This window comes from Pseudomonas sp. S1_G07 (genome assembly GCF_054668565.1).
In genome coordinates this window covers 5,259,148-5,275,950 of sequence record NZ_CP162778.1, presented here as the reverse complement: position 1 = coordinate 5,275,950, position 16,803 = coordinate 5,259,148, and the positions used below count along the sequence as shown (strand labels likewise).

Sequence of the window (16,803 nt, the reverse complement as noted above, 5' to 3'; positions counted from 1 at the left end):
GCTGAGGTACCCACCCTGGACACGGAGTTCATAGCATGGCTAACGAAAAGAAAGCATCGGTCTCCCGGCCGGTTTCTGCCGCTGCAAAAACGCCCCAACCGGCTAACCCCAACGCCGTTGAAGTCGACGCTCCGTTGATTTCCAGTGAAGTGGACAGCACAGTCGTGCCCTCCCGGATGCCGGGTTCATACCTGACAGTCGACTCGCGTATGGACAGTTCGGATATCACCGTCAAGTTCAGTGCAAAGGAGGCACCTGAACTGGTACTTGAGGACATTGTGGATTCAAGCAATGACGCCGGAGCCAGGAACATTGTTATCCCTCTGGATTACCTGACGAAGCTTATGGGGTTTACGGCCCTCATTTCGTATACAGGGAAAGCGCAAGGGCAGGCAGCGGCTTCGCAGGTGGCAGAAGTGGGAATATCGTTTTACCCGGAAAGCGAAAGTGAAGGACTTGCACCTTATTTGCTCCACGATAAGACTTTCCAGAACACCCCAACGTATGACATGCACGATCACAAAGGAGACGAGACGGTTCTGGTGCCGGTCCCGCCGCTTGCCAAAGCAGGAGATAAGCTCTACTGCACGGCTGCTACCGAGCAAGATGCTGCTCGACATGTTTTTTATACAGTGGTTTATGACTATGTATTAACTGCTGAAGACGCAGTTGCGGGCAATGTACTGAGATTCTCAATTCGCCGTGGTTGGTTGGCGCGACGCAAGCCCTGGCGATCGCTTACCCTGCAATGCGCCTGGATCACCAGCGGTTTAGCGGCCGAACCTGCGGCGGATGTCGATCCTCATCTGGAGACACGCCTTCCAAGAAATGCCCTCGAAATCCAGCGTCGTCGCACGGCCGCTTTAATTGTGGATACCGGCCTTGAAGACCTGCGACCTCCGCATCTGCGTCAATCTGTGTTTTACGACGATGGCTGGTTCCTTAACCCCGCGCTTACCAAAGAGGGAGGCGATGTCGATGTTTCTAATCTGGACACCTATGCGGACGACGAAATTTGTTTCTATGTACGCGGACCCGGTTACGAGACTAAAAATCTTGGCTGCATAACAATTGAACATGACGGGGAGCAGGCCTCCGTCAAGCTGGCGCCCTGCATCGTTGCGTGTCTCTTCAACAAGACAATGACGCTGAGCTATACCGTTCGATTCCCCAATAGTAACGAGCATTATCCAGTGCCAGAGCCACAGCAATCGCCTGAGCGAGTTGTTGGTATTTTTGTGCCTGAATTCCCCCACCCCCGCATTGAGGAAGAAACGAGTGGCAAGGTGGATCTGCGGACATTCCCAGAGGACGCAATGGCTGCTGTGCCTGTCTGGGATTATGCCGAGTGCTCGAACGCTTGTTGGATGTGGATCACGGGTGAGGAAGAAGACGGCAGTGCCTACCGGTTCGACATTTTGACGCGTGAGCCGGTTACCGGTCAGTGGATGTCTGATGGAGTTAATGCGCCTGTTTTGAGGGCAGAGTTGCAAAAACTGGCGGATTGCAGCGACTTCGAACTGCACTTCGCGGTGAGTTTTTGTGATGCCGATGATCTGGCAGACGCTCATGCGTTCCCTGCTCAGGCTTTCAGAATCGAGCAGGAGTCGCTGGTCCTGCCTGCACCTGAAGTCACCGAAGCGGTGGGCGCTGACCTGACCGCTTGGAATGGGCGTAACGGCGTGCATGTCGAAGTCAGTTACGTTGGCAACAACCCCAAGCACAGCATCAGTGCCTGCTGGAAAAAAACCGACGGCACATGCTGGCCGCTGGCCGCCAAACCGGGCAGTGCCACCGGGGCCGTGATCTTCGCCCTGCCGTCGGAAGCGGTGATCGAAGGTATGGGGAAAACGGTACCGATTACCTACACCGTGACCACTGCGTGCAAGGTGCAGACCTCATTACCATTGAACTTGAAGATCAGCCTGCCTACGCGCCTGGAAACGCCGAATATTCTGCAGGCGACGCCTCCCAGGACTCAGAACGCTACGCTGGACCTGAGAACATTTGTCGGCAATGCCGATGCGCTTGAAGATCCGATGTGGTTCTTACGGGCGGGTCAGAAGTGCTGGTTGCGGGTAACTGGGGTGGATGAAAACGGCGCTTCTTACACGTTCACCGTGTATGAGGGCAGAACTATTACTGCGGCAGAAGCGGCAGCAGGGGTGGCGAGCCCTGTATTGCGATCCGAGTTGACTAAGTTGGGAAATAACACCCAGTTGACCGCCACATTCAGCGTGACACCCGATGGCAGCTTGAATGAGAAAAATGCAGTGGTATGCCCCTCGCGTGTATTGACAGTACGCTTGCCTCTGGATGACTTCACTCCATTTACCGATAACCACTGGAACGGGTGGATCGCCGGGCCAGCAGCCCTTGGGGAGATGAGATACGCTTCGTTCTTTGGCAAATCCTGTGTGGCGAATGGCACTGTAAGTACTGCTGCGGAGGGCAACGTCCTTTATAAAGACTTCACCGGGCTTTTGGTGGGGGCAAGTTATGAGTTCAGTATTCTCGCATGCACTTACAACGGTGCCGCTCCAATGCCAAGGTTGTCGCTGAGGGCCGGTTCTGGCGCGGTTACGGCGATTACAACCTTTCAAAACATGGCGTGGACACCGCTGAAGGGAACGTTTATTGCGGACGCAACATCCATGCGCCTGGAAGTCTGGAGCCATGAGCCGTCAGGTAGTAGCGGCAATGACTATGGGATCACTGATATCCGAGTTCGCGGATAGCCGACACACCGCTTTACTCTGAGTCATGCTCCTGCCTTTTGGCAGGGGCATTTTTTTATCTCATTTCGGCCCAGGATGTTACCCATGGGCGGGTCTGTTCCCAGGACATGGTGCAGTACGGGCAGTTGGGGACGCTGAATACGCGTACTTGCTGCTGCAGAAAACCTTGCAACGGGACGTGCCGCTACGGGCGATGTTCGAATGCCGCACGGTGGCGGAATTGGCCGAGTACATCGAGGGGCTGGGGGGCAATGAGATCATTGCGGAGAAGGAGAATCGATTGAGTGATCTGATGGCAGAGTTGGAAGGGGTATAGGGCGGCCGTTAGTCGGAGAATTCGTGATTTTTTATCAGAACTGTCAATTCTGACAGTAGGCAGGTGCGCCGAAGAAAATCACAGTACCGGGAGAATCTCGGCCTCCGATGGGCTGAGGTATCCACCCTGGACACGGAGTTCATAGCATGACCAACGAAAAAAATGCACCTGTCTCCCGGCCGGTTTCTTCTGGTGCGAAAGCATCAAAGCTGGCTAAACCGAAAGCAGTTGAAGTGGCCGCACCGTTAATTTCCAGTGAGGAAAACGGTGCGGTGGTTCCTTCCCGCATGAGGGGCTCATACTTGACCGTCGATCCAGACATGGACTCTTCGGATATCACCTTCAAGTTTCGCGCCAAGAATCCGCTTACAGGTGAACTTGAGCAACTGCTGGTGCTTGAGGATGTTGTGGATTCAAGCGGTGAGTCAGGCGCCAGGGAAACTCCGATTCCTCTGAACTATCTGACAAAGACCATGGGGTTCACGCTGGTCGTTTGGTATGAGGGAAAAGTCGACGGGAAGGCCGCTGTTTCTCTGGTCAAGGAGGTGGGTATAGCCTTTTACTTGGCAGAGAACAGTCGAGCACTCGCACCTCGACTAATCGATGAAAAAATATTTCAGAATACGCCGACCTACGACATGCACGATCATGAAGGTGACGAGATCGTTGAGATACCACTCCCTGATCTAGCCCAACAAGGCGACAAGATTTACTGCACTGTCGTTACGGAGCAATTTAGTGGGAAGCCTGTTTTCTACACAGTGGCTTACGGATATTCGTTGACAGCGAACGATATAGCTTCGGGTAAAAAACTGAGCTTCCCCATTGCCCGTGGTTGGCTGGCCCGGCAAAAACCACGATATGAATCGATCACTTGCCAAGCTGCCTGGATCACGAGTGGCTTGGAGGCCGAACCGCCGGCTGAGGTTGAAAATCCTGACGAGGAGACGCGTCTTCCGAGGAATGCCCTTCAAATCCAATATCGTCGCACTGTGGCTTTCATTGGGGATCAAAAGCTTGAAAATATGTCGCCTCCGCACCTGCGCCAGTCTGCGTTTTTCGAGGATAAGTGGTGCCTTAACCCAGCACTCACCAAAAACGGCGGAGATGTAGACGCGGTCAACCTGGAGACTTATGCCGGTGATCAGATCTGTTTCACTCTGAGCGGACCCGGATACGAAACGAAGCAATTGGGTTGTGTGGCCATTAAAAACGATGGAGATCTGGCATCCGTCAAACTGTCGGCTTGCGATGTTGCCTGTTTCTTCAATCAGTCGATGACGTTGAGCTATGCCGTTCAATTTCCCGCTAGTGTTGAACCACAGCAATCGCCTGAGCGAATTGTCAGCGTTTTGGTACCTCAATTTCCCCGCTCGGTCATTGAGGAGGCAACGAATGGCAAGTTGGATCTGCGTACGTTCCTAGAGAAGGATGCATCGGCCTTTGTGCCTGTCTGGGATTATATTCAGTGCTCGAACGCTTGTTGGATGTGGATCACGGGGAAGGGCGAAGACGACAGTGATTACAGGTTCGACATTTTGACTAAGGAATCGGTCACGCGTGAGTGGATGATTGGTGGAGTTAAAGCAACTATTCCGAGGGGGGCATTGCAAAAACTGGCGGATTGCAGCGACTTTGCACTTCACTTCGCGGCAAGTTTTTGTGACGACGATGATCTAGCGAACGCGTACGAGTTTCCGGCCAAGATGTTCCATATCGTGCAAGAGGATCTGATACTCCCTCTCCCGACGGTGCGTGAGGCGGTGGGCGATCAACTGACCCTTTGGAATGGCCGGGATGGCGTGACCGTGCGTGTAGAGTACGAGCGGATCAGCCGTGATCATAAAATCAGCGTCCAATGGATCAAAACCGATGGCACGCCTTTGACGTTGGCACCCCAAATGGGTAATAACGATCCAGGTTACGTTGATTTCAAAGTGCCACGTGAAGCGGTGATTCACGGTGCGGGTAAAACCAGCCTGATCAGCTATACGGTTACCACCGATTGCAAGTTGGCGCCGTCGAAGGCACTTTCGTTGAAGATCAGCCTACCTACGCGGCTACCCACTCCGGTGGTGCCAGAGGCAACGCCTCCGGCTACTCAAGGCGGTACGCTCGACCTGCGGACGTTCATCGGCGATGCACATATCACCATCAATGACGAAAACTTCGATAAGGCCTGGTGGTTTGCCCTGGAGGGCCAGCGAGTGTGGTTACGTGGTGTCGGTACATTGGAAAGCGGGGGGGCTCACACCATCGACGTGTATCAGGGCAAAGTCGTTACTGCCGCCGAAGCAATGTCGGAGCTCGCGGACATCTTGACACGCAGTGAGCTTGAGTTGTTAAAAGACACCAGTACCTTGACCTTTACTTGTAAGGTGACGGCCGACGGCAACACGAATGAAAGTCAGGCAATCGTATTCCCTTCGTTGAGTTTGACACTGAGGAAGGCCTACAAACATTTAACCAACTTCGATAATCGTGACTGGGGAGGATGGACGCGGGGTTCAGGGGCTCCCGATTCGAGGGACCTGAGTCTCGAGCCGCAAGCGGGCGGTGGGTATGCCCTGAAAAACTACACGTACTCGGCCAGTAATATTGGACCTATCGTGTATAGGACATTCAGCGATCTTGAAAACGGCCATACTTATCAGTTTTCTGTACGAGTTCGTCGTTTTAATAACGCAAATCCGACACCTAAGTTGTCACTACGTAAGAACTCCGTGCAGAAAACAGATATCAAGGAACTCGATGATCTGAACTGGCACACCCTCAGTTTTACGTTTACAGCGACCCTCGATCCCGTGTTGCTGGAGGTTTATAGCCACGAACTTGATGCTCGAAGAACCGGCAATGATTATCTAATGGATGATTTCACGGTGAAGGAGATTTAACGATCCAAAAAGGATGCCCGCATTAGTTGCGGGCATTTCTATTTATAGATCAGGTTTTATTACTTCGGCCCGAGAATCTTCACCAACTTATCCGGCGACGGCGCCCCTTGCTGTTGCTGCAGTGCACCTTTGTCATCCAGATAGAAAATCGCCGGTGTCGCCGACAACTCCAACTCATCCATCAACTTCATATTGGCATCCAGCTTGGCTTCGATGTCCGCCGGGATCTTGTCCAGGGCCCGCAACTGGCTGCCTTTGCCGGCGGCTTCGTGTTCTTGCAGGGCTTTTTGCGGGTCTTTGGCGGCCAGCAGCGCGGCGGATTTGCCAGGGCTGTCCTCGCGGATAATCCCCACCATGATGTGGCGCAACTGCACTTTGCCGGCTTTTACCCACGGGCGGGCCTGCTCCCAGAACATATTGCAGTACGGGCAGTTGGGGTCGCTGAACAGGTACACGGTGCGCGGCGCGTTTTTGTCGCCGTCCTGAATCCAGCTGCTTTTCTCCATCTTGGCCCAGACTTGCTTGGCCATCGGCGCATACACCAGTTTTTCCAGGGGGGCAGTGCTCAGGTCGTTGCCCTGGGCGTCGTACAGGTTGCCGGCGATCACGCTTTTGCCGTCGGCGGTCAGGTACAGCGCCATGCCACGGTTCTGGTATTGCGCGGCGTAGCCGGTGAGGCCGCTGGGGGCATCGAATTTGCCGATGATCTTGGCGCCTTTGGCTTCGATCTGTTTGATCGGCGCAGGCCAGTCTTCGGCCTGGGCCACGGTCGCCGCGAGCGTCAGTGGCAGCAGGGTCAGCAGGTGGCGGAGGCGAGGCATGTCGGTTTCCTTGTCGTGGCGGTGTCGAAGGGTTCCATGGCGCGGGCCAGGCTGGCCTGGGACAACTCCCCCAGGTGGCTGTTGAGCAGGCGGCCGTCGGCGGTGTAGAACAGCGTGGTCGGCAGGGCCATGGAGCCGACGGCCTGGCCGAGGCGGCCGCTGGCGTCGAACAATACGTTGTCCAGGTTCAGGCCCTGGGTGGCCAGGTAGGTGCTGACGCTTTGCATGCTTTCGGCTTGGTTGACGAACAGGAAGGTCACCTCGGGGCGCATGCGCTGGGCGTTTTCCAGCACCGGCATTTCGCGGCGGCACGGCGGGCACCAGGTGGCCCACAGGTTGATCACCAGCGGGCCGCCCTGGTAATCGAGCAGTTGCACGACTTCGCCGCTGGCGTTGCGCAAAGTGATGTCCGGCAGGCGCGTGCCTTTTTCATACACGCTGAGGGACAGGCTGGTCATGCCCCAGAACAACAGGCCGGTGAGGACCCCGGCGCCCAGCGGCTTGCGCAGGGGCGGGCGACGCCAACCGTACGCCAACGCGCCGAGGAGCAGCACGATAACGCCCGGCCAGGCGAGAAAACCGCCGTCGCGCAGGTCGACCATCTGCAGCCAGTCGTGGCTGTAATAACGCCAGTACGTCAGCACAAAGCTGAGGCGTGCCGCCAGCATGCCCAGCAGGAACAGGCTGAACAGCACCGACTCCGGGTTCTCACCGCCACGCTTGGCCACGCGCCAGCCCACCAGGGTGGCGAGAATCAGCGCGCTGATCAGCAGGATATGATTCAGCGCGATGGCGAAGGTGCCGATGGTCAGGGTCAGCATCAGCGGGCGTCCCGGGTCTGATTCCAGCGTTGCAGGAAGGCCTCGGCAGTCACTTCGCCGGTGATGCGCTGGGCACGGCGTTCTTCACCGTTGGGGCCGATCCACACGAAGCTCGGTGGCCCTGGCACCTTGTAGCGGCCCAGCAGCTCGCGGCTGGCGGCATTGTCAGCGGTGACGTCCAGGCGCAGCAGGCGTACATCCTTCAGGGCGTCGAGCACGTCGGGTTTGCCGAACACCTGTTTTTCCATGATCTTGCACGACACGCACCAGTCGGCGTAGTAGTCCAGCAGCACCCATTGGCCCTGGGCCTTGGCGCTGTCGAGCTGGTTTTGCAACACGGCCGGGTCGCTGACGGTCATGAACGTTTCATGGGCGCTCGGCGCCGTGGCGACACGCGAGCCACTGTATACCTTCAACGGTTGCCACAACTCCTCGCTGCCGCCGGCGGCGCCCACCACCAGCAATGAACCCCAGATGCCCAGCACCACCGAGCCGGCGCCGAAGAGCATGGCCACGCGGCCGAAATCATGGGCCAGGCGCCAGCCGCAATAGGCCATTGCCAGCGCCAGCGCGCCCCACAGGCCGAGCCACAGGCTTTCCCCGACGACCGGGCGGATCATCAGCACGGCGGTGCCGAGGAACAGGAAGCCGAAGATGCCTTTGAGCACGTTCATCCAAGTGCCCGGCTTGGGCAGGAAACGATTGCCCACGGTCACCAGCAGCAACAGCGGAATACCGATGCCGATGCCCATGGCGAACAGGATCAGGCCACCGTGCAGCGCATTGCCGCTCTGGGCGATATACAGCAGGGCACCGGCCAGGGGCGCCGTCATGCACGGTCCTACCAACAGGCCCGACAGCGCGCCGAGCACCCCGGCACCGACCAGGCTGCCGCTGCTTTGCTGGCGGCTCACGTTGTCCAGGCGGTCTCGCACGGAGGCCGGCAATTGCAGTTCAAAGAAACCGAACATCGGCAGGGCCAGCAGTACAAACAAGGCGGCGAAGCTACCCAGGATCCACGGCGTTTGCAGCACCGCGGCGAGGTTGGCGCCGAGCAACGCGGCCAGCACACCCAGCGCGGCATACACCAGGGCCATGCACACCACGTAGCTGCCGGCCAGGGCAAACCCGCGACGCGGGCTGGCACCACTGCCGACCACCAGGCCGGCGAGGATCGGCAGCATCGGCAACGAACACGGGGCAAACGCCAGCAGCAGGCCCAGGCCGAAGAACACCAGCAGGCTCCAGCCCAGGCTGCGCTGTTGCAGACCGCTGGCCAGGCTCTGATCCTGGGCCTCTGCCGTGGCCGCAACGGCGGGGTTACCCCCCAGGTCCACGGTGATCGACTGCGGCGGGTAGCACAGGCCCGCATCGGCGCAGCCCTGCCAGCCCAGCTTGACCTGGCCGGTGGCGCCGGCCGGGATCTTCACTTCCAGGCCCTGGCGATACACTTGCTGCTCGCCAAAGAACTCGTCGCTGTGGGCCTCGCCTTGGGGCAGCGTGGGCTTTGCGGCCAGGCCATCGAATTTCATGCGCTGCTGGTAGAGGTAATAACCGTCGGCAATCTGCCAATACAGCTGGGTCTCGCCACTTTCAAGACGTTCGGAGGTAAAGGTGAAGGCCTTGTCCACCGGGAGGAAATCGGGTTTGGTCTCAAACGGGTTGCCCGGCGCGGCCTGGGCGAGCCCCGCGAAGAACACCAGCAGAAAGGTAAACAGATGCCGCATGGTCAAGCCTTAGTTCGATGCAAGTGAGGCACACAATGTGCGGTGTTGATTAACCGATGATTAACCACTCGCTATTCTAAAGTGTACGGATTGTCGGGTGTTGCGAACTTTGGCGGCATAATGCGCGCTTAATCCACGGCTTTTCTAATCACCCCCATCTTTCATGAAGGGTTCAGCATGCACGTACTGGTCTGCGAAGACGACGAACTGATCGCCAGCGGTATCGTGGCCGGCCTCACCGCCCAAGGCTTCACCGTCGAGCGCGTGGCCACTGCGGCTGCCGCGCGGGCGATGCTCAAGGCCGCCGAGTTCGACATCATGGTACTCGACCTCGGCCTGCCCGACGAAGACGGCCTCAAGCTGCTGCAGCAACAGCGCAGCCAGGGCCTGGAGATCCCGGTGCTGATCCTCACTGCGCGGGATTCGGTGACCAACCGCGTCGACGGCCTGCAAGCCGGCGCCGACGACTACCTGCTCAAGCCCTTCGACCTGCGCGAGCTGGCCGCACGCCTGCAGACCCTGCTGCGGCGGGTGGCGGGGCGCAGCGTCAACCTGATCGAGCATGGCCGTCTGGCCTATGACCCGAGCAGCCGCGAAACTTTCCTGGGCGGCCAACCGGTGGACCTGTCCCGGCGCGAACAGGCGCTGTTGCAAGCGCTGCTGCACAACAAGGGCCGGGTGCTCTCCAGCGAACAGCTCAAGGACAGCGTCTACGGCTTCAACGATGAGCTGGAAAGCAACGCCCTCAATGTGCATATCCACCACCTGCGACGCAAACTGGGCAACGGCATCGTCGAGACCGTGCGCGGCCTTGGCTACCGCCTGGGGCCGGCTGACGCTGGAGAGGACGCGTCGTGAAAAGCCTGCGCCTGCGCCTGACCTTCAAGCTCGGCGCCGCGTTTGTGTTGATCTGGGCCCTGGCGGCGGCCTGGATGCTCAATGACCTGCGCAACCAGATGATGTTCTCCCTCGACCAGCGCCTGGTGGCTTCGGCGCGCATGGTGGCGGGGCTGACCGAGCAGATGCCGGGCCTGGCCAGTGTCAGCGGCGGCGCGCATTTCAGCGCCGAACAACTGCACGTGCCGGGCGGCATGGCCTGCCAGGTCAGCTCCTTGCGCGGGGAAATCCTGGCGCGCAGCCACACCACGCCGGATGAGGGCCTGGAGTCGCGCAAGAGCGGCTTTCGTGACCAGGTGATCGACGGGGTGGGCTGGCGCAGCTTTACCCTGTCCCGTGGCGACCTGCTGATCACCACCGCCGACCGCCAGGTGGAGCGCGAGGCGCTGAATATGTCGATCCTGCTGGCGGCGTCGGTGCCGGTGGGCGTGGCCATGCTGGGTTGCCTGTGCCTGCTGTGGCTGGGCATCGGCCAGAGCCTGCTGCCGCTCAACCGCATGCGCGACGCGCTGATGCGGCGCAGTGCCGATTCCCTTGAGCCGTTGCAGATCCACCCGTTGCCCAGCGAACTCAAGCCGCTGCTCGACACCCAGAACCAGCTGTTGCAGCGCATCGCCAAGACCATCGAGCGCGAACGCCGCCTGACCGGCGATGCGGCCCACGAACTGCGCAGCCCGCTGACGGCGATCAAGACCCACCTGCAAGTGGCGCGCATGACCGAAGGCGCGGCCCGCGACCAGTCCCTGGCCCATGCCGAGGAGGGCGCCGACCGGTTGCACCGCACCCTGGAGCAATTGCTGCTGCTGGCGCGGGTGGAGGGTAGCCTTTCTTTTGACGATGGCCTGCAGTGCAGTGCCGAGGAAGTCGCGCGGTTGGCGATCCAGGATGCCAATGCCGGCGACAACGGGCGCATCGACCTGATCCTGCCGGACCCCCTCACCGCCGCGCCGGTGGAAATGCCGGTGGGCCTGGCGGTCGCCGCCCTGCGCAACCTGCTGGATAACGCCTTGCGTCACACCCCGGCGGACACCCGGGTGGAGCTCAGCGTATTCACCTCCGCCGACCAGGTGGTGTTCCGCGTGCGTGACCACGGCCAGCAGATTGGCGCCGAGGACCTGCAATACCTGACCCAACGTTTCTGGCGCAATGGCAACAGCGAAGGCTGCGGCCTGGGCCTGGCGATCGTGCAAGCAATTGTGCAGCGTTGTTCGTGCTCGCTGAAATTCGACAGCCAGGCCGATGGTCTGCGTGTCGAGCTGGGCATGCCGCTGCGACGCTGAGCCGCTTTTCTTTCACGTGCCAAATAGTTACCGCCCGCCTGACGTGCAGATTGTCAGGATGGCGGTAATTTTTTTGCGCTTGAACGGGCCGAAAGACTCGGCCTGTATTGAAAAGGACGGTTCTTATGTTGGTCATCGACACCAGTTTCTCTGCCCAAGGCTTCAACGAACGTGACGGCGAGCCTGTTCGGCAGGTCATCGTGCATTACACCGCGGCGCCGTTTGCGTCGTCCCTGCGCACCCTGACCCACGATGGGGTGAGTGCTCACTACCTGTTGCCCGACCCGAATGAGCCCAGCTACCGCGCCGCCGGTTATGACGAGTTACGCGCATTTCGCCTGGTCGACGAAGACAAGCGCGCCTGGCACGCCGGCGTCAGCCAGTGGGGTGGGCGGGACAACCTCAATCGCCATTCGATTGGCATCGAGTTGGTTAACCTGGCAAGGGATGACGGCGGCGTGTTCACCTTTCCCGCCTACCCTGAAGAACAGATCGAGGTGTTGATTGCGCTGCTTCGCGACATACTCGGCCGCTACCCGCAGATCGGGCCGACGGATATTCTCGGGCATGCGGACGTGGCGTATGGGCGCAAGAGCGATCCGGGGCCTTGCTTGCCTTGGCGATGTTTGTTCGAGGCGGGCGTTGGGGCCTGGTTTGATGAGGCCACGCGCGCGATGTACCAGCGCCGGTTTTGCCTCGGGCTGCCGCCGGAGGTGGAGGTGGAGCGGGCCTTCCAGCGCTATGGGTATGCGCCGGCGAAGAATCGCCAGGGCTTTGAACACAGGACGCGGGCGTTCCAGATGCACTTTCGCCCGCGCGACTATTGCGGGTATCTGGATGCGCAGACGTGCGCGATTCTGTATGCACTGAATGAAAAGTACCTGGGGTTGTGTGGTTGAGCATTTTTCGTCGCCACTAGAGTAAATCCTCCCCACGCTGGTGCGTTTCCAGAACAGGAAATCCGCGCGCATGCCTCTTGGGCCAGACGCTGACGGATCGGCAGTTTGGTCACCATCATCAGCGTATTGAGGGATCGAGAGATGTCAGTCGCTACCAGCCTTATCGACGATGCCCCGGCATATGTCGCGGAAACGCTTTACCAGTTCGACGAAAACCCCCTGCTGGCGCGCCAGCGCCAGCAGGAGTCCAACGCCCGCAGTTACCCGCGCCGCATCCCCCTGGCGCTCAAGCGCGCCAAGGGCATTTATGTGGAAGACGTGGAAGGCCGCCGGTTCATCGACTGCCTGGCCGGTGCCGGCACCCTGGCGCTGGGGCATAACCACGCGGTGGTGATCGAGGCTATCCAGCAAGTGCTCAGTGATGAACTGCCGCTGCACACGCTCGACCTGACCACCCCGGTCAAGGATCAGTTCGTGCAGGACCTGTTCGGCCTGTTGCCGCCGGCATTGGCACGGGACGCGAAAATCCAGTTCTGCGGCCCCACCGGCACCGATGCGGTGGAAGCCGCGTTGAAGCTGGTACGCACGGCCACCGGGCGTAGCACCGTGTTGTCGTTCCAGGGCGGTTATCACGGCATGAGCCAGGGTGCATTGAGCCTGATGGGCAGCCTGGGGCCGAAGAAACCCTTGGGGGCGTTGCTGGGCAATGGCGTGCAGTTCCTGCCATTCCCCTATGACTACCGCTGCCCGTTCGGCCTGGGGGGCGCGCAAGGCGTGCGAGTCAATCTGCATTACCTGGAAAACCTGCTCAACGACCCGGAAGCCGGGGTGTTGCCACCGGCGGCGGTGATTGTCGAGGTGGTGCAGGGCGAGGGGGGCGTGATTCCGGCCGACCTTGATTGGCTGCGCGGCCTGCGGCGGATCACCGAGCAGGCCGGTGTCGCGCTGATTGTCGATGAGATCCAGAGCGGTTTCGGGCGTACCGGCAAGATGTTCGCCTTCGAGCACGCCGGAATCATCCCGGATGTGGTGGTGTTGTCCAAGGCCATCGGTGGCAGCCTGCCGCTGGCGGTGGTGGTGTACCGCGACTGGCTCGATACCTGGTTGCCGGGCGCCCATGCCGGGACCTTCCGGGGCAACCAGATGGCCATGGCGGCGGGGTCGGCGGTGATGCGCTACCTCAAGGAGCACGACCTGGCCGGGCATGCGGCGGCGATGGGTGAGCGCCTCGGCGAGCACCTGCGCGTCCTGCAACGCGACTTCCCGCACCTGGGGGATATTCGCGGTCGTGGGCTGATGCTTGGCGTGGAACTGGTGGACCCGCACGGCGCCCCTGATAGCCAGGGCCACCCGCCTGTGCATCGCCAACTGGCGCCGCTGGTGCAGCGTGAATGCCTCAAGCGCGGCTTGATCCTGGAACTGGGCGGCCGGCATGGCAGCGTGGTGCGTTTCCTGCCACCGCTGGTGATCACCGCCGCCGAAATCGACGATGTAGCCGAGATATTCGGGCGCGCCCTTGCGGCGGCCGTCGCCAGCCTCTAATTTTCCAGCGGGTTGGTACGTTTCTACAGATATGAGTGCTGCGCGTGGTGCGCAGCCAGCCTTTGAGCGATGGAGAACCGCAATGACCTCAGTATTTGACCGCGACGACATCCTGTTTCAGGTAGTGGTCAACCATGAAGAACAGTATTCCATCTGGCCCGACTACAAGGCCGTACCGGAAGGCTGGCGCACCGTGGGCAAGAGCGGTCTGAAGAAAGAGTGCCTGGCCTACATCGAAGAAGTCTGGACGGATATGCGCCCGTTGAGCCTGCGCCAAAAGATGGATGGCGCCGCGTTGGTTTAAACACCTGTAGAAGCTGGCTTGCCTGCGATAGCATCACTGCGGCGTAACTGATACACCTCGGCGCCTGCATCGCAGGCAAGCCAGCTCCTACACAAGGCCTACATCCAACCCGCCCGCAGCCCCCGTCACCACCTGCACACTCAAACGCGGCGTCGCCAGATCCAGCCCGGCCTCGTCCAGATGCCGTTTGAGCGACAGGTTGAACGCCCGCGACACTTCCCATTGCTTGATCGGCGCTGTCTTGAACCGCGCACGCAGGATCGCGCTGCCCGACTCGAAGCTTTCCACCCCCTGGATCTCCAGCGGCGACCAGATATTGCGGCGTTGCAGCGGGTCGTTGCGCATGTTCTGGCCGACATCGCGCATCAGCTTGATCGCATCGTCGATGTCCATGTTGTAGGGGATCGCCACCCTGAAAATCGCGTAGCCGAATTCCCGCGAGTAGTTCTTGATGCTCTTGATCTCGCTGAACGGGATGGTGTGCACGATGCCGTCGATGTCGCGCAGGCGCACCGTACGGATGGTCAGGCCCTCGACGGTGCCGAGGTGGCCGCCCACATCCACGTAGTCATCGATGGCCAGGGAGTCTTCGATGATGATGAACAGGCCGGTGATCAAGTCCGCCACCAGCGACTGCGCGCCAAAGCCGATGGCCAGGCCGATCACGCCGGCACCGGCCAGCAGTGGCGTGACGTTCATGCCCATGTTCGCCAGGGCGACGATGGCGGCGATGATAAAGATGGTCACGAACAGCACGTTGCGGATCAGCGGCATCATGGTCTGCGCCCGCGCGTTGGCCAGGCCTTTGCGCGAGCGGGTTAGGGCATGGTGGATCGCGGTATCGCTGAGGATCCAGATCAGCCAGGCAAACAGCAGCGTGCCGCCCAGGCTGAACAGCTTGACGCTGATTTCATGGCCGTCGCCTTCGGTGAAGCGAATCAGCGACAGGCCCCACACCCGTAGCCCCAGTTCGATGAACACCAGCCACACCATCAGGTGGGCCAGGGTGTAGACGAAGCTTTTCAGGCGCTCGGAGTACAGTGCGTGGCGCTTGTGCCCGCGTTGCGGCTTGAGGGCATGGCGGCGCACCAGGCCGTTGATCACCATGCACAGCACCAGCAACACCGTGCACAGCAGCGATTGGCGCAGGGCTGTGCTGGTATCGCCGGCGGAGACGAAGGTCGCGAACAGTGAAATACCCACCAGCAGCAACGCCGGGATGTACCAGTAGGTGCCGATGATTTCGATGGTGTCGCTCAGGGCGCGGCGGGTGAGGCGGCGCGAGAGGGGCTGGTTACGGATCAGGTGGGCAATCGGCCGGCGGAACCGCAGGATAAATACCCCGGTGGACAGCGCGGCCATCACATTGGCGACGGTCGCGGCGGTATGGGCCAGGTGCTGGCCGAGCGCGGTTACCAGGCGCGGGTCACTCAGGGCTTCACCAAAGGCGGCAAAGCTGCCGATCCACCACAGTGGACGAAACGCCTGGCGGCGCAGGATATACAGCGCGTGATGTCGGTGCGGGCCGTCGAGCAGCGAGAAGGCAATCACGCAGATCGCCGAGAAACACGTGCCGACCACCAGCGCATAGGCCAGCACCATCGCCAGGGATTTACCCAGGGACGAGGGCAGGGCGTAGCTCAGGTAAACCGTGATCACCAGCGCGATCAGCCATGGGCCCAGCTTGCGCAGGGCGAAGCGCAGCATGTCCCAGGTGCGGGGATGTTGCGGCAGCTCTTCGGGCAGACCGAAGCGCACGCGCACGCGGTGGCTGAGCCAGATCAGCGCGGCGGCCAACAGGCTCCAAACCGCCAGGATCACGGCAAAGCCAAAGATGATCGGCAACCATTCGCTGGCCGGCAGCAACAGGGCATCGAATTCGTCCTTGGCCAGGTCGATCTCATTGACCCAGCGCCCCAGCGGGCTGTCGGTGCCGGAAAACTGTTGTTCCAGGCCCGAGAACGTGCTGCCGATCAGCCCGAGCACGCCTTGTTCGGCGGCAGGCTGGGCCTTTTGCGTGGCGGCGCGCAGTTTTTTCAGATCACTCAGCAGTTGGGTGCGCCGCTGGTCGTTTTCCAGGGTCTTGATCACCTCGTCCAGTGACTGCCCCAGGGGTATCTCGGCCTGCGGTTGGGCCTGGTGGGTACCGCCCAGCAGCCCAGGCAGGCCTACGGCGTGGGCAGGCGAGGTCGGAAGCAGGGTGAGCAGGATGATGAACAGGCAGCAGGGCAGGGCGAACAGACGGGAAAGCACGAGGCGGTCAACCTTGGAAACGACGAATTGACCGAGTGTACGAGGGCAAGCGTCATTCGGCCAGTTTGGCGAGGATCTTGTATACCACGGTGCCCAGTATCAGCAGCATGCCGACCCACATACTGAACACGCCGAGGGGTTTGTCACGAAAGTTGAAACCGACCGCAAGCATGATCATGCCGATCAGAATGGGGATAAGCATGGCATGGAAGGAGGACATGGAAATCATGGGGCGACGACCTTGTCAGAGTGGGAATACTGACAAGTCTAGGTCGGATTAAAGAAAGCGCAGATGACGCAGGTCAGGTGTA

Annotated in this window: 12 protein-coding genes and 1 pseudogene; 8 read left to right on the top strand and 5 right to left on the bottom strand. The window is 60.1% G+C overall.

Features of this window, described 5'->3' with window-relative positions:
• The first annotated feature begins 35 nt into the window (after positions 1–35).
• The 3 genes and pseudogenes from AB4O05_RS23995 (at position 36) to AB4O05_RS23985 (ending at position 5,948) form a co-directional block, all read left to right on the top strand.
• Positions 36–2,738: a hypothetical protein gene (locus AB4O05_RS23995; protein WP_460134947.1), complete on the top strand. Its 2,703-nt coding sequence runs from the start codon at positions 36–38 to the stop codon at positions 2,736–2,738.
• A gap of 154 nt (positions 2,739–2,892) precedes the next feature.
• A pseudogene (locus tag AB4O05_RS23990) lies at positions 2,893–3,054 on the top strand (phosphopantetheine-binding protein); the annotation flags it as partial.
• Positions 3,055–3,200: 146 nt separating this feature from the next.
• Positions 3,201–5,948, top strand: coding sequence for a carbohydrate binding domain-containing protein (locus AB4O05_RS23985; protein ID WP_460134949.1), 2,748 nt, complete (start codon positions 3,201–3,203; stop codon positions 5,946–5,948).
• A 59-nt stretch (positions 5,949–6,007) separates the two neighbouring features.
• On the opposite strand, the gene dsbG is transcribed toward AB4O05_RS23985, so the two are convergent.
• Genes dsbG through dsbD form a run of 3 tightly spaced genes read right to left on the bottom strand, consistent with a single transcriptional unit; the run spans position 6,008 to position 9,317 of the window.
• On the bottom strand, positions 6,008–6,769 hold the full coding sequence (gene dsbG, locus AB4O05_RS23980) for a thiol:disulfide interchange protein DsbG (RefSeq protein ID WP_460134950.1): 762 nt from the start codon (positions 6,767–6,769) through the stop codon (positions 6,008–6,010).
• On the bottom strand, positions 6,745–7,590 hold the full coding sequence (locus AB4O05_RS23975; protein WP_460134951.1) for a prolipoprotein diacylglyceryl transferase family protein: 846 nt from the start codon (positions 7,588–7,590) through the stop codon (positions 6,745–6,747). Before AB4O05_RS23975 ends, dsbG begins: the two co-directional genes overlap by 25 nt.
• Entirely contained in the window at positions 7,590–9,317 is a 1,728-nt protein-coding gene (gene dsbD / locus AB4O05_RS23970; protein ID WP_460134952.1) for a protein-disulfide reductase DsbD, read from the bottom strand. The genes AB4O05_RS23975 and dsbD overlap by 1 nt, the downstream gene beginning before the upstream one ends.
• Positions 9,318–9,494: 177 nt before the next feature.
• On the opposite strand from dsbD, the gene AB4O05_RS23965 reads away from it, so the two are divergent.
• From AB4O05_RS23965 to AB4O05_RS23945, 5 genes are all read left to right on the top strand, one after another.
• Positions 9,495–10,175 (top strand): response regulator, encoded by a 681-nt coding sequence (locus AB4O05_RS23965; RefSeq protein WP_460134953.1) that lies wholly within the window; start codon positions 9,495–9,497, stop codon positions 10,173–10,175.
• A complete protein-coding gene (locus tag AB4O05_RS23960) occupies positions 10,172–11,494 on the top strand; it encodes an ATP-binding protein (protein ID WP_460134954.1) in 1,323 nt (440 codons plus the stop codon). Before AB4O05_RS23965 ends, AB4O05_RS23960 begins: the two co-directional genes overlap by 4 nt.
• Positions 11,495–11,619: 125 nt before the next feature.
• On the top strand, positions 11,620–12,393 hold the full coding sequence (locus AB4O05_RS23955; protein WP_460134955.1) for an N-acetylmuramoyl-L-alanine amidase: 774 nt from the start codon (positions 11,620–11,622) through the stop codon (positions 12,391–12,393).
• Positions 12,394–12,534: 141 nt separating this feature from the next.
• Positions 12,535–13,935 (top strand): diaminobutyrate--2-oxoglutarate transaminase, encoded by a 1,401-nt coding sequence (locus tag AB4O05_RS23950; protein WP_460134956.1) that lies wholly within the window; start codon positions 12,535–12,537, stop codon positions 13,933–13,935.
• A gap of 82 nt (positions 13,936–14,017) precedes the next feature.
• The gene (locus AB4O05_RS23945; RefSeq protein ID WP_460134957.1) at positions 14,018–14,239 is read left to right on the top strand and encodes an MbtH family protein; all 222 of its coding nucleotides are present in this window, start codon (positions 14,018–14,020) and stop codon (positions 14,237–14,239) included.
• Between the two features lie 87 nt (positions 14,240–14,326).
• Here the strand turns inward: AB4O05_RS23945 and AB4O05_RS23940 are convergent, their stop codons facing one another.
• Together AB4O05_RS23940 and AB4O05_RS23935 are read right to left on the bottom strand one after the other, a co-directional pair.
• Positions 14,327–16,492: a mechanosensitive ion channel domain-containing protein gene (locus tag AB4O05_RS23940; RefSeq protein WP_460134958.1), complete on the bottom strand. Its 2,166-nt coding sequence runs from the start codon at positions 16,490–16,492 to the stop codon at positions 14,327–14,329.
• Between the two features lie 52 nt (positions 16,493–16,544).
• Positions 16,545–16,721: a hypothetical protein gene (locus AB4O05_RS23935; RefSeq protein WP_460134959.1), complete on the bottom strand. Its 177-nt coding sequence runs from the start codon at positions 16,719–16,721 to the stop codon at positions 16,545–16,547.
• Positions 16,722–16,803: the final 82 nt, after the last annotated feature.